Source organism: Pseudomonas sp. HY13-MNA-CIBAN-0226 (genome assembly GCF_040310305.1).
GTDB lineage: Bacteria > Pseudomonadota > Gammaproteobacteria > Pseudomonadales > Pseudomonadaceae > Aquipseudomonas > Aquipseudomonas gregormendelii.
Window position 1 is genome coordinate 171,153 of the sequence record NZ_JBEOPS010000009.1, and the last position, 20,503, is coordinate 191,655.

Genomic DNA, 20,503 nt, shown 5'->3' on the forward strand with positions numbered 1-20,503 from the left:
ATCGCGAGCCTGCTCGCGATGGTTTCAAGAACGCCACACCTCTCACTTCGATTGAATGATACTCAGCCGTTCGCCCACCACCATCTCGGTAATCCAGTCCACCAGGATCGAGGTGTACGCCTGCTGCGACACCGGCTCGCTCAAGGCATGGTCCGCACCATCGATGATCCGATGGGTCAGCGAGTGAGTCTGCTGGCACGCCGCGCGGTAACTCATGATGGTCGCATGAGGGACAAAATCATCAGTCTCCGACTCCACCAGCAAGACATCCCCGGTGAACTGTGAACACGCGTGCAGCGCGCGATTACTGTCGGCGCGGATCAGCGTGCTGCGATAGTCACGTAAATCAGTCTTGTCCAGTTCGCGCTTGGGCGTGTGCCACTGCTCATCGCGATACAGTGCCGGCACTCGCAAGGCCAACCAGCGCACTGGACGCAATGACGTCAGGATCGACGCCAGGTAACCACCGTAACTGGTGCCGACCACCGCAATCGCCGAAGTATCCAGGGCCGGATGGGCCAGCAGCCGGTCGTAGGCGGCCAGCAAGTCGCGCAAATTGTCCTCACGGGTGACCCGGGTCAAAGGAATGCCAGTGCCGCCGGTGTGCCCCCGCAAATCAAAGGTCAGGCACACGCAACCCAACCCGGCAATGCCCATGGCCCGTTCCAGGTCGCGCTCCTGGCTACCGCCCCAGCCGTGCACAAACAGCACGCCTGGCACTTTCGACTTGGGGCTCAGGAAAGTCCCGCTCATCTGTTCATCGTCGATGTCGATCTGAATGGTTTCGCTTCTAGCCGTCATAGGATTTGACCGTTACGTACTTGAGAAGAAAGTCACTGTTTTCCGCGGGTCCGCGGTACACCTCGATAGCGTCCGCCGGCAACGGCTGATCAACGTAGGTTTCCACCGACGACACCCGTATCGCGCGCATCCCCGGATCGTTGACGAAGGACTGCAGGGCCGCCACCTCAGCGCTGCTGGCGCCGCCCATGCGCCAGGACTGCTCCAGCACCCCGCTGCGCACCTGCCCTTCGCTGTCCAGGCCTTGGGCGATATCGTAATTGCGCCGCGAAGCGTAGAAACCGGGGTAGGCCTCGTCGGCGGCGCTATCAAACACCTGGGCCTGGCGAATCGCCAGCCGCACATCTTCTGCCAACGGTAACTCGAGCAGGTCTTCGTAGTAACCCCGGACGACCAGCAGGTTTGAACCGCCGTAGACCTGCTCGCCGTGAGCATCCTCGGTCAGGTACTGATCACCGCAGTAGCTGAGCACCTGGTCGCCGATGAAGCTCTGGCCGACGCTGTGGGTGATGACGTTTTGCAGATCCTGCTCCAGCACCACACCCTCGCTGAACAAAGACTGGGCATCGGGTCTGGCGAGAATGGTGTCGAATTGCTGGAGGGTTTTGACGACCTCCTGGCCACGACCGGCGCACGCGTGCACCGGTTTTAAGCGGATCGGGCCGCTTTGCAACAGATGCTCCGCTGCGGGACGGGCGTCTTCCAGGGAAAAGACGCTCAGACCGTCCAGCACCACGTTACGCACCCGCTCGGAAAACAACGGTGACCAGCCTTCAGGCGCACAGGCATCGCGACTGAATAAACCATGGCTGATGGCCTTGGTGCAGATGAAATCGTGGTCGACATAGCCGCCCCACAAATCTTCCGGTCCCCTAACCCCCAGTTCCCGAGCGGCCGCCACGCCTACCAGCGTCTGGGTTGGCAATAGATACAGCTCGCGACCGCCGTGTACGCTCGCGTCGTAACTGCCACCAAACTTGAGCCCGAGAATCTGCGCCAGCCAACGAGCCAGCGCGCGGTTGGTCTCCACCTCATGCTGAGGTGCCTGGGCCCGCACGGAGTGCGCGACGACCAGTTTCTTGCGGTTTGTTGGGGTCATGCATCCCCCTTCAATCTGCGTTTGGTGGATGTCGCAGGTCAGGGCTTCTGATCAAGCCGGGTGCCACCTGCTGGATGCCGCCAGTGAATCTTGCGGTTAATCACTCCGACATTCCCCCTGTTCGAGCGTTCAACTCTGGCCAGCGCCGACGCCGAAGCGACTGCGGTAATCACTCGGCGCCAGGCCGGTAATTTTCCTGAACGTGGCCCGGAACGCACTCGGGTCTTGATACCCCACCGTCCAGGCAATGTGATCGATCGTGCCGTTGGTGAATTCAAGCATTTCCCGCGCCTTGCCGACTCGCAGATGCTGGCAGTACTCGGTCGGTTTGAGCCCGGTAGCGGCACGAAAACGACGCAGGAAAGTGCGTTCTTCCAGGCCCGCGCGTTGCGCCATTACGCTCAGGGATACCTCGGTCGCGCCTGTGCTTTGCAGCCAATGCTGAACCTTGAGGATCGCCGCGTCGCCATGACTGAGAATAGGTGAGAAGTTGCTGCCGCACTCGCTGGCACTGTCGCTGTGCTCGACCACCAGAAAACGTGCGGTGCCGGTAGCGATGCTCGGCCCGAGCAGGCGGTCGACGAGCCGCAGGCCCAGCTCTGACCAGGCCATCAACCCGGCCGTGGTAATCAGGTCGCCATCATCGACAATCGGCGTCTCGGCCTTGAGCTTGATCGCAGGATAGCGCTCGGCGAAACCCTTGGCCGAGGTCCAGTGTGTGGTGGCGCTGCGGCCGTCGAGCAAACCGCTCTCGGCCAGCAGAATCGAACCCACGCAAACGCCACCCAGGGTCGCACCACTGGCATGTTGCTCACGCAACCAGTGGAACAACGACGGCGGGGCCTGGCCCTCGGTAAAACCGGCAATCGACGGCGGGATCAAAATCGCCACCAGGGATTGTTCAGGTGCGGGATGGCTGTCGTATACCCGGGTCGGGGGCAGATCGCCGGTCACTTGCCAATGACTGACCCGCAACAGCGGCAGTTGTGCAGCCTGATGTTCGGCAGCAATGCGGTTGGCCACCCCGAACAGATCCGTCAAGCCATGTACCGCTGCCATCTGTGCGCCTGGATAGATCAGCACGCCCAGCTCGGCGACGGTCCTTTGCAGACTCATTGTCAGTTTTCCCCCTTCTATTGTCGGTGCGGCCAATCCTCGGAATGCCTGCCACACCCGATACTCCATTGCACACCCAAACACTTCAAGAGGAAACAGTCATGGCCAAGCAAGCACTCATCGTAGTCGATATCCAAAACGACTACTTTCCCCAGGGCAAGTGGCCGCTGGTCGGCGCCGACGCTGCTGCCGACAACGCCGTACGACTGCTCAAGGCCTTTCGCGATGCCGGTGACTCGGTGGTGCATATTCGCCATGAGTTCACTTCCGACGAAGCGCCCTTCTTCACTCCAGGCTCCGACGGCGCGAAATTGCACCCCAAGGTTCTGAACCGCGCTGATGAACCGGTGGTGCTCAAGCACTTCGTCAACTCGTTCCGTGAAACCGAACTGCAGTCGATCCTCGACGAGCAAGGTATCAAGGAACTGGTCGTGGTCGGCAGCATGAGCCACATGTGCATCGACGGCATTACCCGCGCCGCTGCCGACTTCGGCTACACCGTTACCGTGATTCACGACGCTTGCGCCTCACGCGACCTGGAGTTCAACGGCGTCACAGTGCCAGCCGCCCAGGTTCACGCCGCGTTCATGTCGGCCTTGGGCTTTGCTTACGCCAGCGTAATCTCGACTGACGAATTCCTCGCAGCCAGCCGCTGACCTTGAAAAGGGCCAGGCCGAATCCTCCGGCCGGCCCTTGCTTTGCCGGCTAAAACAGCCCGACGGGGGAGACTTACCGTTGAAATGCCGGATAATGGCGGCCAAATCGACTAGCCCGCTATTCTGGTAACCCCCATGGAAATCAAGGTCAACTTTCTCGACAACCTTCGACTTGAAGCCAAGTTCGATGACTTCACGGTGGTGGCCGATCAACCTATCCGCTACAAGGGCGATGGCTCGGCACCGGGCCCGTTCGACTACTTCCTGGCTTCGTCGGCGCTGTGCGCGGCGTACTTCGTAAAGTTGTACTGCAGCACCCGCAATATCCCTACCGACAACATCCGGCTGTCACAGAACAACATTGTCGACCCGGAAAACCGTTACAACCAGATCTTCAAGATCCAGGTCGAACTGCCCGCCGACATTTCCGACAAAGACCGCCAGGGCATCCTGCGGTCCATCGACCGTTGCACCGTGAAAAAAGTGGTGCAGGCCGGCCCTGAGTTTGTGATCGAGGAAGTGGACAACCTCGACGCCGATGCCCAGGCGCTGCTGATGCCGGCTTCCAACGCCCAGGCAAGCACCTATATTGCCGGCAAGGACCTGCCGCTGGAGCAAACCATCGCCAACATGTCGGCCATTCTGGCCGACCTGGGCATGAAGATCGAAATCGCCTCGTGGCGCAATATCGTACCCAATGTGTGGTCGCTGCATATCCGCGATGCGCACTCGCCAATGTGCTTTACCAACGGCAAGGGTGCGACCAAGGAAGGCGCGCTGGCGTCGGCGCTGGGCGAGTTTATCGAGCGACTCAACTGCAACTTCTTCTACAACGATCAGTTCTGGGGCGAAGACATCGCCAACGCCGCGTTTGTGCACTACCCGGACGAGCGCTGGTTCAAGCCTGGCCGCAAAGACGCGCTGCCGACTGAAATTCTCGACGAGTACTGCCTGAAGATTTACAACCGCGACGGCGAGCTGCGCGGCTCCCATCTGATCGATACCAACTCGGGCAATGAAGAACGTGGCATCTGCTCGCTGCCTTACGTGCGGCGTTCGGACGGTGAAGTGGTGTACTTCCCTTCCAACCTGATTGAGAACCTGTTCCTGAGCAACGGCATGAGTGCCGGCAACACCCTGGCCGAAGCCCAGGTGCAATGCCTGTCGGAGATCTTCGAGCGCGCGGTCAAACGCGAAATCATCGAAGGCGAATTTGCCTTGCCTGATGTGCCGGCCGACGTGCTGGCGAAGTACCCGGGTATCCTGGCCGGCATTCAGGCCCTGGAGGAGCAAGGGTTCCCCGTATTGGTCAAGGATGCGTCCCTGGGAGGTGAATTCCCGGTGATGTGCGTGACCCTGATGAACCCGCGCACCGGCGGCGTGTTCGCCTCGTTCGGCGCCCACCCAAGCCTGGAAGTGGCACTGGAACGCAGCCTGACCGAATTGCTCCAGGGTCGCAGCTTCGAAGGCCTCAACGACTTGCCCCAGCCGACTTTTGAAGGGCACGCGGTCACCGAGCCGAATAACTTCGTCGAACACTTCATCGACTCGAGCGGCGTGGTGTCGTGGCGCTTCTTCAGTTCCAAATCGGATTACGAATTCGTCGAGTGGGACTTCTCCGGCCAGGGCGAAAACTCGAATGCCGAAGAAGCCGAAACCTTGTTCGGCATTCTCGACGGCATGGGCAAGCAGGTGTACATGGCGGTCTACGAGCATATCGGCGCCAAGGCGTGCCGCATCCTGGTGCCGGACTACTCGGAAATCTATCCGGCGGACGACCTGATCTGGGACAACACCAATAAGGCGCTGTTCTTCCGCGCCGACATCCTCAACCTGCATCGCCTGGACGACGAGGAACTGCAGGCACTGGTTGAGCGCCTGGTGGAAAGTGAGCTGGACGACTACACCGACATCACTTCGTTGATCGGCATCGAATTTGATGACAACACCGCTTGGGGTCAGTTGACGATCCTGGAGTTGAAGCTGCTGATTTATCTCGCCCTGCAGCAATATGAAGAGGCGAAAGAGGCCGTGGAAATGTTCCTGCAGTACAACGACAACACCGTTGAACGTGGCCTGTTCTATCAGGCAGTCAACGTCGTGCTGGAAATGAAACTCGACGAAGACCTGGAACTGGAAGACTACGAGGCTAATTTCCGCCGGATGTTTGGCGACGAGCGAACGGATGCGGCGATTGGTTCGGTGGACGGCAGCGTGCGCTTCCATGGCTTGACGCCGACCAGCATGAAGCTGGAGGGGCTGGACCGGCACCTGCGGCTGATCGACAGCTACAAGAAACTGCACTCGGCGCGGGCCAATGTGACTGCTCTGTCCCGTTAACCTTTTAACGGCGCCCACAAAAAAGCGAAGCCATATGGCTTCGCTTTTTTTGTTTTGCGGTTCTGAACAAGCTGCGGATCAGAACGGGATATCGTCATCAAAGCTGTCGAAATCCGGAGCTGGCTGCGCAGCGGCCTGCTGAGGGGCTGGACGCGACTGCTGCGGTGCAGACTGTTGCGGTGCCGATTGCGGACGTGGAGCCTGCTGGCGTGGAGCCGGGGCGGACTGCTGGTAGTTGTTGCCCCCGCCTTGCTGGTCGCCCTGTTGTGGACGGCCGCCCAGCAGCTGCATGGTGCCTTGCATGTCGACCACGATTTCAGTGGTGTAACGCTTGATACCGTCTTTTTCCCACTCGCGGGTCTGCAGCTTGCCTTCGATGTACACCTGCGAACCCTTACGCAGGTATTCGCCGGCGATCTCGGCAACCTTGCCGAACATCGATACACGGTGCCATTCGGTCTTCTCGACCTTCTGACCGGTTTGCTTGTCGGTCCACTGTTCGCTGGTCGCCAGACTCAGGTTAGTCACGGCGTTACCGTTAGGCAGGTAGCGAACTTCGGGATCCTGGCCGCAAGTGCCGACCAATATGACTTTGTTAACCCCACGGGCCATAACGTTCTCCTAGGCTTCGCACGCTGTCGGGGCCGGGTTGTTCACCAGGCGCTCGAGGGTGGTGCGATCCAATAGTTCGGTGTCCAATTTGATGTAAATGGCTGCTTCATCAGCAACCACGACTGCGTCTGTTACCCCTACGACGGCCATCAGGCGCTCGACCAGACCCGCTTCGCGGATCGCCTCGGGCGACAGCGGCAAGCGCAGGCTCGTCACGTAGGGTGGTTCGCGCATGGTAACAGCAAAGGCCAACCAGAGGGCAGCCAGCCCGGCGCATCCAAGGAACACAGCCGACAAACCGCCATGCTGGAACATCCACCCGCCCATGATCCCGCCCAACGCCGAACCGAGGAACTGACTGGTGGAATAAACCCCCATGGCCGTGCCCTTGCCGCCTGCCGGTGAAACCTTGCTGATCAGCGATGGCAACGAAGCTTCCAGCAGATTGAACGCGGTGAAGAACACCACCGTGCCGATTACCAGAGCCCGCAAGCTATCGCCGAACTGCCAGAAGAATAGCTCAGTGAGCATCAGCGTCAGCACCGCGCCCAATAAAACTCGTTTCATTTTGCGTTTCTTCTCGCCGTAGATAATGAACGGGATCATGGCGAAGAAGGAAATCAGCAGCGCAGTGAGGTAAACCCACCAGTGCTGCTCCTTGGGCAGGCCGGCTTTTTCGACCAGTGCCAGGGGCAAGGCAACGAAGCTGGACATCAACATGGCGTGCAACACAAAAATGCCCAGGTCAAGGCGCAACAGGTCCGGATGCTTGAGCGTTGGCAGCAGCGCCTGGCGGGCCACACCGGATTCTCGATGCAGCAGCGGACCGGTGGCACGGGGCACCATGAACATCACGATGACGATGCCAAGCAGCGCCATGGCGCCAGTGGCCAGGAACAACCCGGACAGGCCGAAGGCGCGTGTCAGCAGAGGGCCCACGACCATTGCGACGGCGAATGACAAGCCGATGGTCATGCCGATCATGGCCATGGCTTTCGTGCGGTGCTGCTCGCGGGTCAGGTCGGACAGCAGTGCCATCACCGCAGCGGAAATCGCGCCTGCACCCTGCAGGATTCGCCCGGCAATCACACCCCAGATCGAATCGGCATTGGCGGCCAATACGCTACCCAGGGCAAAGATGATTAGCCCCAGGTAGATCACCGGGCGACGGCCGATGCGATCGGAAATGAAGCCGAACGGAATCTGGAAGAGCGCCTGGGTCAGGCCGTAAGCGCCAATCGCCAGTCCGATGAGGGCCGGGGTGGCGCCAGCCAGGTCCATGCCATAGGTCGCCAACACGGGCAACACCATGAACATGCCAAGCATACGGAAGGCGAACACCAGGGCCAGACCGCTTGCTGCGCGGGTCTCACTGCCACTCATGCGTTCGCTGTGGGGATCGTGCATGGAAAAACCTCATGTGAACCGGCGGCGATTCTACCAGTCCCATCGATTGACAGGGTATATCGCGACGCTTTGCCGCGCTCACCTGTCAGACTCTTCATGTAAGAGAATAACCCGCTCGTTTGATAGTGTGCATCCATCCAGTATTTGGCCGTATACTCCTACGTTTTCGACGCCCGCCAAGCGAGGCCACTTTGGACAAGATCCTGATTCGTGGGGCCCGAACCCACAACCTGAAGAACATCGACCTGACCCTGCCACGGGACAAACTGATCGTCATCACCGGCCTGTCCGGATCCGGCAAGTCTTCCCTGGCTTTTGACACCCTGTACGCCGAGGGCCAGCGCCGCTACGTCGAATCGCTGTCGGCCTATGCGCGGCAGTTCCTGTCGATGATGGAAAAACCTGACGTCGACACCATTGAAGGCTTGTCGCCAGCGATTTCCATCGAGCAGAAGTCGACGTCGCACAACCCGCGCTCGACCGTCGGCACCATCACCGAAATCTACGATTACCTGCGCCTGCTGTACGCCCGCGTTGGTATCCCGCGCTGCCCGGACCACGATATCCCGCTGGAAGCGCAAACCGTCAGCCAGATGGTCGACCTGGTCCTCGCTCAACCGGAGGGCAGCAAGCTGATGCTGCTGGCCCCGGTCATTCGCGAGCGCAAAGGCGAACACCTGTCGGTCTTCGAAGAACTGCGCGCCCAGGGCTTCGTGCGCGCCCGGGTGAACGGCCGGCTGTGCGAGCTGGATGAACTGCCGAAGCTGGACAAGCAGAAAAAGCATTCGATTGATGTCGTGGTCGACCGCTTCAAGGTTCGCGCCGATCTGCAACAGCGCCTGGCCGAGTCTTTCGAGACCGCCTTGAAACTGGCCGACGGCATTGCCCTGGTAGCGCCGATGGACGACGAGCCTGGTGAAGAGATCATCTTCTCCGCGCGCTTCGCCTGCCCGATCTGCGGCCATGCGATCAGCGAGCTTGAGCCCAAGCTGTTTTCTTTCAACAACCCGGCTGGCGCTTGCCCCACCTGCGACGGCCTGGGGGTGAAACAGTTTTTCGATATCAAGCGACTGGTCAATGGCGAGCTGACACTCGCAGAGGGCGCCATACGCGGCTGGGATCGGCGCAACGTCTATTACTTCCAGATGCTCGGGTCGTTGGCCTCGCATTACAAATTCAGCCTTGAAGTGCCGTTCAACGAATTGCCCGCCGATCAGCAGAAATTCATTCTGCATGGCAGTGGCTCGCAGAACGTCGACTTCAAATACCTGAACGACCGTGGCGATATCGTCAAACGCTCGCACCCATTCGAAGGCATCGTGCCTAACCTGGAACGTCGCTATCGCGAAACAGAGTCGGCGTCGGTGCGCGAAGAACTGGCCAAGTTCCTGAGTACCCAGCCTTGCCCGGACTGCCGCGGCACCCGCCTGCGTCGCGAAGCGCGGCACGTCTGGGTGGGCGAGAAGACGCTGCCGGCAGTGACCAACCTGCCGATTGGCGACGCCTGTGAATATTTCGGTGGGCTGAAGCTCACCGGTCGTCGCGGTGAAATTGCCGACAAAATCCTCAAGGAAATCCGCGAGCGCCTGCAGTTCCTGGTTAACGTGGGTCTCGACTACCTCTCGCTGGACCGTAGTGCTGACACCTTGTCCGGCGGTGAAGCCCAGCGAATCCGCCTGGCCAGCCAGATTGGCGCCGGCCTGGTGGGCGTGCTGTACATCCTCGACGAGCCTTCAATCGGTCTGCATCAGCGTGACAACGACCGTCTGCTGGGCACCCTCAAGCACCTGCGCGACATCGGTAACACGGTGATCGTGGTCGAGCATGATGAAGATGCGATCCGCCTGGCGGATTACGTAGTGGATATCGGCCCAGGCGCCGGGGTACACGGTGGACATATTGTTGCCGAGGGCACGCCCGCCGAGGTCATGGCCCACCCGGATTCATTGACCGGCAAATATTTGTCCGGACGCGTGAAGATCGCGGTGCCCGCCAAGCGCACCCCACGCAACAAGAAGCTGTCGTTGTCTCTCAAGGGCGCTCGCGGCAATAACCTGCGCAATGTCGACCTGGAGATTCCGATCGGCCTGTTGACCTGTGTGACCGGCGTATCCGGCTCGGGCAAGTCGACGCTGATCAACAACACCCTGTTTCCCCTGAGCGCCACTGCGCTGAACGGTGCAACCACACTCGAAGCTGCCGCACACGACAGCATCAAGGGGCTGGAGCATCTGGACAAGGTTGTCGACATCGACCAGAGCCCGATCGGTCGTACGCCGCGCTCCAACCCGGCGACCTACACCGGGCTGTTCACGCCGATTCGCGAATTGTTTGCCGGCGTACCGGAGTCCCGTTCCCGTGGTTACGGCCCGGGTCGCTTCTCCTTCAACGTAAAGGGCGGCCGCTGCGAAGCGTGCCAGGGTGATGGCCTGATCAAGGTAGAGATGCACTTCCTGCCGGACATCTACGTGCCGTGCGACGTCTGCAAGAGCAAGCGCTACAACCGCGAAACCCTGGAGATCAAGTACAAGGGCAAGAACATTCACGAAACCCTCGAGATGACTATCGAGGAAGCCCGGGTATTCTTCGATGCGGTTCCGGCTCTGGCGCGCAAGCTTCAGACCCTGATGGACGTGGGCTTGTCCTACATCAAGCTCGGACAGTCGGCGACTACCTTGTCCGGCGGTGAAGCCCAGCGGGTCAAACTGTCCCGCGAGCTGTCGAAACGTGACACGGGCAAGACCCTGTACATCCTCGATGAGCCGACCACCGGCTTGCACTTCGCGGATATCCAGCAACTGCTCGATGTATTGCACCGTCTGCGCGACCACGGCAATACCGTGGTAGTGATCGAGCACAATCTGGATGTGATCAAGACAGCTGACTGGCTGGTGGATCTTGGCCCGGAGGGTGGTTCCAAGGGTGGGCAGATCATTGCAGTGGGCACACCCGAAGAAGTGTCCGAGATGAAGCAGTCTCACACCGGTTTTTATCTCAAGCCGTTGCTGGCTCGCGACCGGGACTGATCTGCGCCCATGAAAAAGCCCCTGTCACTTTGTCGGTGACAGGGGCTTTTTTGTATCTTCTATAGGCTTCGGCAGCTCCTACGTGGGAATGCGCGCACCTGTAGGCGCTGCCGAAGGCTGCGATCTTTTGGATCAGAACTGCGATTGCAGGTAATTCTCCAGGCCGATCAACTTGATCAGGCCCAACTGCTTCTCGAGCCAGTAGGTGTGATCTTCTTCGGTGTCGTTCAACTGAATACGCAGGATCTCGCGGCTGACGTAGTCCTTATGCAACTCGCAGAGCTCGATGCCCTTGCAGAGTGCGGCGCGGACTTTGTATTCCAGGCGCAGGTCGGCGGCGAGCATGTCCGGCACGGTGGTGCCCACATCCAGGTCGTCCGGACGCATGCGTGGCGTGCCTTCGAGCATGAGGATGCGACGCATCAGGGCGTCAGCGTGCTGCGCCTCTTCTTCCATCTCGTGGTTGATACGTTCGTAGAGCTCGGTGAACCCCCAGTCCTCATACATCCGCGAGTGAACAAAATACTGGTCACGCGCGGCGAGTTCGCCGGTCAGCAACGTGTTGAGGTAATCGATAACATCTGGGTGGCCTTGCATCGCCCTACATCTCCCTGCTTGAAAGTCTGTAGTTTGAACCAACATGCCCGGAACGTCACTCGCCAGACGCAATAAATGCGAAGATATTCAGAGAAAACCGGCCTAAATAACGCAAAAACCGCCCAAATGAGGGCGGTTCTGCTTCTCGTTTAGACTTCGTTAATCTGTACGTTGAGTGCCTTTGCGATTGCTTCTCCATACGCCGGATCGGCCTTGAAGAAATGTTGCAGCTGACGATCAACCACGTCGCTGGAAACACCCGACATCGCTCCAGAGATGTTGCTGACCAGCAGATGCTTTTGCTCGTCGTTCATCAGGCGAAACAGCGCACCGGCGTGACTGTAGTAGTCGGTGTCTTCGCGATGATCAAAGCGGTCAGCGGCGCCGCTCAGCTGCAGGGCTGGCTCGGCGTAACGAGGCGCCTGCTTCGGAGCGTCCACGTAGCTGTTCGGCTCATAGTTGGGTGCCGCACCACCATTGCTGCCAAATGCCATCGAGCCGTCGCGCTGGTAAGTGTTCACAGGGCTGAGAGGTGCATTCACCGGCAGATGCTGGTGATTGGTACCTATGCGGTAGCGGTGGGCATCCGCATACGCGAATACACGGCCCTGGAGCATGCGGTCCGGCGACAAGCCAACACCTGGGACCATGTTGCTTGGCCCGAATGCCGCTTGCTCGACTTCAGCGAAGTAGTTCAGCGGATTACGGTTAAGCTCAAGCTCACCCACTTCGATCAGCGGAAACTCTTTCTGCGACCAGGTCTTGGTCACGTCGAAAGGATTTTCATAATGAGCAGCCGCTTGCGCCTCAGTCATGATCTGAATGCAAACGCGCCATTTCGGGAAGTCTGCGCGCTCGATCGCTTCGAACAGGTCGCGCTGGGCGTAGTCTGGATCGGTACCCGCCAGGCGTGCAGCATCTGCCGGCGCGAGGTTCTTGATCCCTTGCCGGGTTTTGTAATGCCACTTCACCCAGTGACGCTCGCCCCTGGCATTGAGCAGGCTATAGGTGTGGCTGCCGAAGCCGTGCATGTGACGGTAGCCGTCAGGGATTCCACGGTCCGAGAACAGGATGGTGACCTGGTGCAGCGCCTCAGGCGAGTGGGACCAGAAGTCCCACATCATCTGCGCGCTTTTGAGATTGCTCTGGGGTAGACGTTTTTGCGTGTGGATGAAGTCAGGAAATTTCAGCGGATCACGGATGAAGAACACTGGCGTGTTGTTACAGACGATGTCCCAGTTACCTTCCTCGGTATAGAACTTCAGGGCAAAGCCCCGCGGGTCACGCTCGGTATCGGCCGAACCACGCTCACCACCTACGGTAGAGAATCGCAGGAAGGTTGGGGTTTGCTTGCCGACCGCTTCGAACAGCTTGGCGCTGGTGTACTCGGTAATGTCACGAGTTACCGTGAAGGTGCCATAGGCACCTGAACCCTTGGCGTGGACGCGGCGCTCAGGGATGTTTTCACGGTTGAAATGCGCGAGCTTCTCGATCAGATGGAAATCGTCGAGCAGAAGCGGGCCGCGAGGGCCTGCAGAGCGGGAATTCTGGTTATCAGCGACAGGAGCGCCACTGGCGGTGGTTAGCGTTCTGGTTTGGCTCATGCGGTGTTCATCCTATGTCAGGTCTGGATCTTGCCGGCTAATCGGCTTGAGACGAGTATTACCGTTGATCGCCTAATCTACAAATTCATTAATTTGCGACAATCAATAGAAAAATACTAACAACAGTCCCGACCGAATAATGACCGTAACCACCACAGCGATGCATTTCTTGCAGACACAAAAAACCGGGCACTAGGCCCGGTTCTTCGTTTCAGACTGACGTCTTACTCAGCGGATACAGCTTCACCGCCAACTGGACGATCAACCAACTCAACGTACGCCATAGGCGCGTTGTCACCCGTGCGGAAACCGCACTTGAGGATGCGCAGGTAGCCACCCTCACGGGTAGCGTAACGCTTGCCCAGGTCGTTGAAGAGCTTACCAACGATAGCTTTCGAACGAGTACGGTCGAAAGCCAGACGGCGGTTAGCCAGGCTGTCTGTCTTGGCCAAAGTGATCAGCGGCTCAGCAACGCGACGCAGTTCTTTAGCTTTTGGCAGTGTAGTTTTGATCAGCTCGTGCTCGAACAGCGACACCGCCATGTTTTGAAACATGGCCTTGCGGTGCGAGCTGGTGCGGCTCAGGTGACGACCACTTTTACGATGACGCATGGTTCATTCCTTACCAAACACAACGTTCGGTGATTACGACGATCAGGCAGTCGCCTTGTCGTCCTTCTTAAGACTTGCAGGCGGCCAGTTGTCGAGGCGCATGCCGAGGGACAGACCGCGGGAGGCCAGAACGTCCTTGATTTCAGTCAAGGATTTCTTGCCAAGGTTCGGAGTCTTCAACAGCTCTACTTCGGTACGCTGAATCAGGTCACCGATGTAGTAGATGTTTTCCGCCTTAAGGCAGTTAGCCGAACGTACAGTCAGTTCCAGATCGTCAACCGGGCGAAGCAGGATCGGATCGATCTCGTCTTCCTGCTCGATAACCACTGGCTCACTGTCACCTTTGAGATCGACGAACGCAGCCAACTGCTGTTGCAGGATGGTTGCAGCACGGCGGATAGCCTCTTCAGGATCCAGGGTACCGTTGGTTTCCAGATCAATAACCAGCTTGTCCAGGTTAGTACGCTGCTCGACACGGGCGTTTTCCACCACGTATGCGATACGGCGAACCGGGCTGAACGAAGAGTCAAGCTGCAAGCGACCGATGCTGCGGCTTTCGTCTTCATCGCTCTGACGCGAGTCTGCCGGTTCATAACCACGACCACGAGCTACGGTGAGCTTCATGTTCAGGGCGCCGTTAGACGCCAGGTTAGCGATTACGTGATCGGGGTTAACGATCTCGACATCATGATCCAGCTGAATATCGGCAGCGGTAACCACCCCCGAACCCTTCTTCGACAAGGTCAGCGTAACTTCGTCACGACCGTGCAGCTTGATAGCCAGACCTTTAAGGTTCAACAGGATTTCAATTACGTCTTCCTGTACGCCTTCGATGGCGCTGTACTCATGGAGTACACCGTCAATCTCGGCCTCGACTACTGCACAGCCGGGCATTGAGGACAACAGGATGCGTCGCAGCGCGTTGCCCAGGGTGTGGCCGAAACCACGCTCGAGAGGCTCGAGAGTGATCTTGGCGCGGGTTGGACTGACAACCTGCACATCAATATGGCGGGGTGTCAGGAACTCATTTACCGAAATCTGCATGGATGCACCTATTTTCTAGCCCTTACTTGGAGTAGAGCTCGACAATCAGGCTTTCGTTGATGTCGGCGGACAGATCACTGCGAGCTGGAACGTTCTTGAAAACGCCCGACTTCTTCTCAGTGTCTACTTCTACCCATTCTACGCGGCCACGTTGGGCACACAGATCGAGAGCTTGGACAATGCGAAGTTGGTTCTTTGCTTTCTCGCGAATCGCGACCACGTCACCAGCACGAACCTGGTACGACGGCACGTTTACGGTCTGACCGTTAACGCTTACGGATTTGTGCGATACCAGCTGACGGGATTCGGCACGAGTCGAACCAAAGCCCATACGGTATACAACGTTGTCCAGACGGCATTCGAGCAGTTGCAGCAGGTTTTCACCGGTTGCACCTTTCTTGCCAGCAGCTTCTTTGTAGTAGCCGCTGAATTGACGCTCGAGAACGCCGTAGATACGACGGACCTTCTGCTTTTCACGCAGTTGGGTGCCGTAATCGGACTGGCGACCGCGGCGTTGGCCGTGGATACCAGGTGCTGCTTCAATGTTGCACTTCGATTCGATCGCGCGCACGCCGCTCTTCAGGAAGAGATCGGTGCCTTCGCGACGAGCGAGTTTGCATTTTGGACCAATGTAACGAGCCATTCTTTACAATCTCCTGGATTACACGCGGCGCTTCTTCGGCGGACGGCACCCGTTGTGCGGGATTGGCGTCACGTCGGTGATGCTGGCGATCTTATAGCCACAGCCGTTCAAAGCACGGACAGCAGACTCACGACCTGGACCTGGACCCTTGACGTTAACGTCGAGGTTTTTCAGGCCGTATTCCAGCGCAGCTTGACCAGCACGTTCAGCAGCTACTTGAGCAGCAAACGGGGTGGACTTGCGGGAACCGCGGAAACCCGAACCACCGGAGGTAGCCCAAGAAAGCGCGTTACCTTGACGGTCGGTGATGGTCACGATTGTGTTGTTAAAAGAAGCATGGATGTGGGCGATGCCATCAACCACTGTCTTTTTAACTTTTTTACGAGGACGAGCAGCAGGTTTTGCCATGATAATTTTCCTGTCGATTCGCTGGGGCGATTACTTGCGGATCGGCTTACGCGGACCTTTACGGGTACGCGCGTTAGTCTTGGTACGCTGACCGCGCACTGGAAGACCACGACGATGACGCAGACCGCGATAGCAACCGAGGTCCATCAAACGCTTGATTTTCATGTTGATTTCGCGACGCAGGTCACCTTCAGTGGTGAACTTCGCCACTTCGCCACGCAGCAATTCAATCTGCTCGTCGCTCAGATCCTTGATCTTAGCGGCTGGGTTTACCCCAGCAACCACGCAAATTTTCTGCGCAGTAGTGCGACCAACACCATAGATGTAGGTCAGCGAGATAACAGTATGCTTGTTATCTGGAATGTTAACGCCTGCAATACGGGCCATTCAGTGGGACTCCAATTGACAGCTACCTACGCCCCGGAAGCCAAGAAATAGGGCGCGAGATAATATCGCTGTAATAACAAATAATCAACCCGGTAGCGCACTAGCTACCGGGCTTGAAGCACAATCACACTCAGCCTTGGCGCTGTTTGTGACGCGGTTCCGCGCTGCAAATTACTCGAACAACACCTTCGCGGCGAATAATCTTGCAGTTACGGCACAGCTTTTTCACCGATGCACGAACTTTCATCACCAACTCCTCGAACCTTATGGGTACTCAGCGCAACATTCCGCTGCCGTAACCCTTCAGGTTGGCTTTCTTCATCAGGGATTCGTACTGGTGCGAAACGAGGTGCGATTGTACTTGGGACATGAAGTCCATCACAACCACGACGACGATCAGCAACGAGGTCCCGCCAAGGTAGAACGGAACGTTTGCCGCAACCACCAGGAACTGGGGCAGCAGGCACACGGCCGTCATATATAGAGCACCGAACAGGGTCAAACGCGTCAGAACGCCATCAATGTAGCGCGCCGACTGCTCGCCTGGACGGATGCCCGGAATAAAGGCACCGGACTTCTTCAGGTTTTCCGCTACGTCTTTCGGATTGAACATCAACGCCGTATAGAAGAAGCAGAAGAAAATAATCCCTGCACTAAACAGCAGAATATTCAACGGCTGACCAGGAGCGATCGACTGCGAGATGTCCTGCAACCAGCCCATACCTTCAGACTGACCGAACCAGGTACCCAACGAAGCCGGGAACAGCAAAATGCTGCTCGCGAAAATAGCCGGAATAACACCGGCCATGTTCACCTTCAGCGGCAAGTGGCTAGTCTGCGCAGCGAAGACCTTGCGGCCCTGCTGACGCTTGGCGTAGTGAACAGCAATACGACGCTGGCCACGCTCAATGAACACCACAAAACCGATAATCGCTACTGCCAGCAAACCGATCGCAACCAGGGCGAAAATGTTGATATCACCCTGACGCGCAGACTCGAAAGACTGCCCGATCGCTCTCGGAAGACCGGCGACGATACCTGCGAAAATCAACATCGAGATACCGTTGCCAACACCACGCTCAGTAATCTGCTCACCCAGCCACATCATGAACATCGCACCAGCCACAAAAGTGGATACCGCGACGAAATGGAAGCCAAAGTCACCAGTGAACGATACGCCCTGCCCCGCCAGACCAATGGACATGCCAATTGCCTGAACGAGAGCGAGGACGACAGTGCCGTAGCGGGTGTACTGGGCAATCTTGCGACGCCCAGCTTCACCTTCCTTCTTCAACTGCTCCAGCTGCGGGCTGACGGCTGTCATCAGTTGCATGATGATCGATGCCGAAATGTACGGCATGATCCCCAGTGCAAAGATGCTCATCCGCTCCAGCGCGCCGCCGGAAAACATGTTGAACAAGCTAAGAATGGTCCCCTCATTCTGTCGAAACAGGTCCGCGAGTCGGTCCGGGTTGATACCTGGAACCGGGATGTGTGCGCCTATTCGGTAGACGATAATCGCCAGGAACAGAAAACGCAGACGAGCCCAGAGTTCAGACATACCGCCTTTGCCGAGCGCAGAGAGAGCACCTTGCTTAGCCATTTATTCCTCGAACTTGCCGCCAGCTGCTTCGATAGCCGCACGCGCACCTTTGGTGGCGCCGATTCCCTTTCCGATGGTAACAGCGCGAGTAACTTCGCCGGACAGCATGATTTTCACACGCTGAACGTTGACGTTGATCACGTTGGCATCTTTCAGGGACTGCACGGTGACGATGTCGCCTTCCACTTTAGCCAGCTCGGACAGACGCACTTCTGCGCGGTCCATGGCTTTCAGGGAAACGAAACCGAACTTCGGCAGGCGACGATGCAGCGGCTGTTGACCGCCTTCAAAGCCTGGAGCAATGGTGCCACCGGAGCGGGAGGACTGACCTTTGTGGCCACGGCCACCGGTCTTGCCCAAACCACTACCGATACCACGGCCCGGACGATGCTTTTCGCGACGGGAACCCGGCGCTGGACTCAGATCATTGAGTTTCATCGATTAACCCTCGACACGCAGCATGTAGTAAGCCTTGTTGATCATCCCGCGATTCTCGGGAGTATCAAGTACTTCTACAGTGTGACCGATGCGACGCAGACCCAGACCCTTAACGCACAGTTTGTGGTTAGGGATGCGGCCGGTCATGCTTTTGATCAGCGTTACTTTAACGGTAGCCATGATCAGAAGATCTCCTTGACGCTTTTGCCACGCTTGGCGGCAATGGATTCAGGAGACTGCATAGCTTTCAAACCTTTGAAAGTGGCGTGAACCACGTTTACCGGGTTAGTCGAGCCATAGCACTTGGCCAGAACGTTCTGAACGCCAGCAACCTCGAGGACAGCACGCATAGCGCCGCCAGCGATGATACCGGTACCTTCAGAAGCAGGCTGCATGTACACCTTCGAAGCGCCGTGAGCGGACTTCATTGCGTACTGCAGAGTGGTGCCGTTCAGGTCAACTTGGATCATGTTGCGGCGAGCAGCTTCCATTGCCTTCTGGATCGCAGCAGGCACTTCACGCGACTTGCCACGGCCGAAGCCAACGCGCCCTTTACCATCACCAACCACGGTCAACGCGGTGAAAGTGAAGATACGGCCGCCTTTAACGGTTTTGGCTACGCGGTTAACTTGAACCAGCTTCTCGATGTAGCCTTCGTCGCGCTTTTGGTCGTTATTTGACATAACTTAGAACTCCAGCCCAGCTTCACGAGCAGCATCAGCCAGCGCTTTAACGCGGCCGTGGTACTTGAAGCCAGAGCGGTCGAAAGCCACTTGCGAGACGCCAGCGGCCTTAGCACGCGTAGCGACCAGCTGGCCAACCTTAGTGGCCGCGTCGATGTTGCCAGTGGCACCATCACGCAGTTCTTTATCCAAAGTCGAGGCGGATGCCAGAACTTTGGCGCCGTCGGCCGAAATGACCTGGGCGTAAATGTGCTGCGACGAGCGGAACACGCAGAGACGCACGACTTCGAGTTCGTGCATTTTCAGGCGTGCTTTGCGAGCGCGACGCAGTCGAGTAACTTTTTTGTCGGTCATTTGCTATGCCCTACTTCTTCTTGGCTTCTTTACGACGGACGACTTCGTCCGCGTAGCGCACACCTTTGCCTTTGTACGGCTCTGGTGGACGGAAGTCGCGGATCTCGGCGGCCACTTGACCTACCAGCTGCTTGTCGATGCCCTTGATCAGGATATCGGTCTGGCTAGGAGTCTCAGCGGTGATGCCTTCCGGCAGTTCATAATCCACTGGGTGCGAGAAGCCAAGAGCCAGATTCAGCACTGTGCCTTTTGCTTGCGCTTTGTAACCAACACCGACCAGCTGGAGCTTGCGCTCGAAGCCTTGGCTTACGCCTTGGACCATGTTGTTTACCAACGCACGAGTGGTACCAGCCATTGCGCGAGTTTGTTGATCGCCATTGCGAGCAGCGAAACGCAGCTCACCAGCTTCTTCAACGATCTCAACGGACGAATGGATGTTCAGTTCGAGAGTGCCCTTGGCACCCTTCACCGAAAGCTGTTGGCCTGCGAATTTGACTTCGACACCGGCTGGCAGCTTAACGGGGTTCTTAGCGACGCGTGACATGCTTATCCCCCCTTAGAACACAGTGCAAAGAACTTCGCCGCCGACACCGGCAGCGCGCGCAGCACGATCCGTCATCACACCTTTGTTGGTGGAGACGATAGACACACCGAGACCGCCACGAACTTTTGGCAGATCATCGACGGACTTGTACTGACGCAGGCCTGGACGGCTAACGCGCTTCACTTCTTCGATGACCGGACGGCCTTCGAAATATTTCAGCTCGATAGACAGCAGTGGTTTTGTTTCGCTGCTGATCTGATAACCCGCGATGTAACCTTCGTCCTTCAGGACTTTAGCTACAGCCACCTTCAACGTGGAAGAAGGCATGCTTACGACGGACTTTTCAGCCATCTGGGCATTACGGATTCGAGTTAGCATGTCCGCTAACGGGTCCTGCATACTCATGGGCTAGACGCTCCTAATACAAAAAAATTAGCCTTGCGGCTACATATGTCGCCGAGAATCTCCGGGCCTAAAACACACGGGCTCAGGCGAGCCGCGTATTTTAGACATACTCCGGAAATGAAACA

Annotated in this window: 23 protein-coding genes; 3 read left to right on the top strand and 20 right to left on the bottom strand. The window is 57.8% G+C overall.

What is annotated here, in order from left to right; translation table 11 throughout:
• Positions 1–42: 42 nt before the first annotated feature.
• From AAEZ05_RS12235 to AAEZ05_RS12245, 3 genes are all read right to left on the bottom strand, one after another.
• Positions 43–801 carry an alpha/beta hydrolase family protein gene (locus tag AAEZ05_RS12235; protein ID WP_045057478.1) on the bottom strand — a complete coding sequence of 253 codons (759 nt, stop codon included), beginning with the start codon at positions 799–801 and terminating at the stop codon, positions 43–45.
• Complete coding sequence (locus AAEZ05_RS12240) at positions 791–1,900, bottom strand: DUF3182 family protein (RefSeq protein WP_045057477.1); 1,110 nt, start codon at positions 1,898–1,900, stop codon at positions 791–793. Before AAEZ05_RS12240 ends, AAEZ05_RS12235 begins: the two co-directional genes overlap by 11 nt.
• A 129-nt stretch (positions 1,901–2,029) precedes the next feature.
• The gene (locus AAEZ05_RS12245) at positions 2,030–3,016 is read right to left on the bottom strand and encodes a GlxA family transcriptional regulator (RefSeq protein ID WP_205892765.1); all 987 of its coding nucleotides are present in this window, start codon (positions 3,014–3,016) and stop codon (positions 2,030–2,032) included.
• A gap of 101 nt (positions 3,017–3,117) precedes the next feature.
• Between AAEZ05_RS12245 and AAEZ05_RS12250 the strand changes: the two genes are divergently transcribed.
• Both AAEZ05_RS12250 and AAEZ05_RS12255 read left to right on the top strand, forming a co-directional pair.
• Positions 3,118–3,672 carry a cysteine hydrolase family protein gene (locus AAEZ05_RS12250; RefSeq protein WP_045057475.1) on the top strand — a complete coding sequence of 185 codons (555 nt, stop codon included), beginning with the start codon at positions 3,118–3,120 and terminating at the stop codon, positions 3,670–3,672.
• A 135-nt stretch (positions 3,673–3,807) separates the two neighbouring features.
• On the top strand, positions 3,808–6,012 hold the full coding sequence (locus AAEZ05_RS12255; RefSeq protein WP_350647604.1) for an OsmC domain/YcaO domain-containing protein: 2,205 nt from the start codon (positions 3,808–3,810) through the stop codon (positions 6,010–6,012).
• Positions 6,013–6,090: 78 nt separating this feature from the next.
• Here the strand turns inward: AAEZ05_RS12255 and AAEZ05_RS12260 are convergent, their stop codons facing one another.
• Both AAEZ05_RS12260 and AAEZ05_RS12265 read right to left on the bottom strand, forming a co-directional pair.
• On the bottom strand, positions 6,091–6,624 hold the full coding sequence (locus tag AAEZ05_RS12260; RefSeq protein WP_045057473.1) for a single-stranded DNA-binding protein: 534 nt from the start codon (positions 6,622–6,624) through the stop codon (positions 6,091–6,093).
• Positions 6,625–6,633: 9 nt separating this feature from the next.
• A complete protein-coding gene (locus AAEZ05_RS12265; protein WP_350647606.1) occupies positions 6,634–8,031 on the bottom strand; it encodes an MFS transporter in 1,398 nt (465 codons plus the stop codon).
• Between the two features lie 191 nt (positions 8,032–8,222).
• Between AAEZ05_RS12265 and uvrA the strand changes: the two genes are divergently transcribed.
• Positions 8,223–11,057, top strand: a complete 2,835-nt coding sequence (uvrA, locus tag AAEZ05_RS12270; RefSeq protein WP_045057471.1) for an excinuclease ABC subunit UvrA — start codon at positions 8,223–8,225, stop codon at positions 11,055–11,057.
• 132 nt (positions 11,058–11,189) lie between these two features.
• Here uvrA and bfr read toward each other — a convergent pair whose 3' ends face one another.
• From bfr to rpsH, 15 genes are all read right to left on the bottom strand, one after another.
• Positions 11,190–11,654 carry a bacterioferritin gene (gene bfr / locus AAEZ05_RS12275; protein ID WP_045057470.1) on the bottom strand — a complete coding sequence of 155 codons (465 nt, stop codon included), beginning with the start codon at positions 11,652–11,654 and terminating at the stop codon, positions 11,190–11,192.
• Positions 11,655–11,803: 149 nt separating this feature from the next.
• Complete coding sequence (locus AAEZ05_RS12280) at positions 11,804–13,258, bottom strand: catalase (RefSeq protein ID WP_350647608.1); 1,455 nt, start codon at positions 13,256–13,258, stop codon at positions 11,804–11,806.
• A gap of 224 nt (positions 13,259–13,482) precedes the next feature.
• Positions 13,483–13,869, bottom strand: coding sequence for a 50S ribosomal protein L17 (gene rplQ / locus AAEZ05_RS12285; protein WP_007896790.1), 387 nt, complete (start codon positions 13,867–13,869; stop codon positions 13,483–13,485).
• A 42-nt stretch (positions 13,870–13,911) separates the two neighbouring features.
• Positions 13,912–14,913 (bottom strand): DNA-directed RNA polymerase subunit alpha, encoded by a 1,002-nt coding sequence (locus AAEZ05_RS12290; RefSeq protein ID WP_003176403.1) that lies wholly within the window; start codon positions 14,911–14,913, stop codon positions 13,912–13,914.
• A 22-nt stretch (positions 14,914–14,935) separates the two neighbouring features.
• Positions 14,936–15,556: a 30S ribosomal protein S4 gene (rpsD, locus tag AAEZ05_RS12295; protein WP_003210056.1), complete on the bottom strand. Its 621-nt coding sequence runs from the start codon at positions 15,554–15,556 to the stop codon at positions 14,936–14,938.
• Positions 15,557–15,574: 18 nt separating this feature from the next.
• Entirely contained in the window at positions 15,575–15,964 is a 390-nt protein-coding gene (gene rpsK, locus AAEZ05_RS12300; RefSeq protein WP_002555466.1) for a 30S ribosomal protein S11, read from the bottom strand.
• A gap of 30 nt (positions 15,965–15,994) precedes the next feature.
• Complete coding sequence (gene rpsM, locus AAEZ05_RS12305; RefSeq protein WP_045057468.1) at positions 15,995–16,351, bottom strand: 30S ribosomal protein S13; 357 nt, start codon at positions 16,349–16,351, stop codon at positions 15,995–15,997.
• A gap of 130 nt (positions 16,352–16,481) precedes the next feature.
• On the bottom strand, positions 16,482–16,598 hold the full coding sequence (gene rpmJ, locus AAEZ05_RS12310; RefSeq protein WP_002555468.1) for a 50S ribosomal protein L36: 117 nt from the start codon (positions 16,596–16,598) through the stop codon (positions 16,482–16,484).
• 27 nt (positions 16,599–16,625) lie between these two features.
• Positions 16,626–17,954 carry a preprotein translocase subunit SecY gene (secY, locus tag AAEZ05_RS12315; protein WP_008073883.1) on the bottom strand — a complete coding sequence of 443 codons (1,329 nt, stop codon included), beginning with the start codon at positions 17,952–17,954 and terminating at the stop codon, positions 16,626–16,628.
• Positions 17,955–18,392 (bottom strand): 50S ribosomal protein L15, encoded by a 438-nt coding sequence (gene rplO, locus AAEZ05_RS12320; RefSeq protein WP_007896782.1) that lies wholly within the window; start codon positions 18,390–18,392, stop codon positions 17,955–17,957.
• A 3-nt stretch (positions 18,393–18,395) separates the two neighbouring features.
• Positions 18,396–18,572, bottom strand: a complete 177-nt coding sequence (rpmD, locus tag AAEZ05_RS12325) for a 50S ribosomal protein L30 (protein WP_003186033.1) — start codon at positions 18,570–18,572, stop codon at positions 18,396–18,398.
• Positions 18,573–18,574: 2 nt separating this feature from the next.
• Positions 18,575–19,075: a 30S ribosomal protein S5 gene (gene rpsE / locus AAEZ05_RS12330; RefSeq protein ID WP_003186035.1), complete on the bottom strand. Its 501-nt coding sequence runs from the start codon at positions 19,073–19,075 to the stop codon at positions 18,575–18,577.
• 3 nt (positions 19,076–19,078) lie between these two features.
• Entirely contained in the window at positions 19,079–19,429 is a 351-nt protein-coding gene (gene rplR / locus AAEZ05_RS12335; RefSeq protein ID WP_017341069.1) for a 50S ribosomal protein L18, read from the bottom strand.
• Between the two features lie 10 nt (positions 19,430–19,439).
• Positions 19,440–19,973, bottom strand: coding sequence for a 50S ribosomal protein L6 (gene rplF, locus AAEZ05_RS12340; RefSeq protein ID WP_003176412.1), 534 nt, complete (start codon positions 19,971–19,973; stop codon positions 19,440–19,442).
• Between the two features lie 12 nt (positions 19,974–19,985).
• Positions 19,986–20,378, bottom strand: a complete 393-nt coding sequence (gene rpsH, locus AAEZ05_RS12345) for a 30S ribosomal protein S8 (RefSeq protein WP_008065722.1) — start codon at positions 20,376–20,378, stop codon at positions 19,986–19,988.
• Positions 20,379–20,503: the final 125 nt, after the last annotated feature.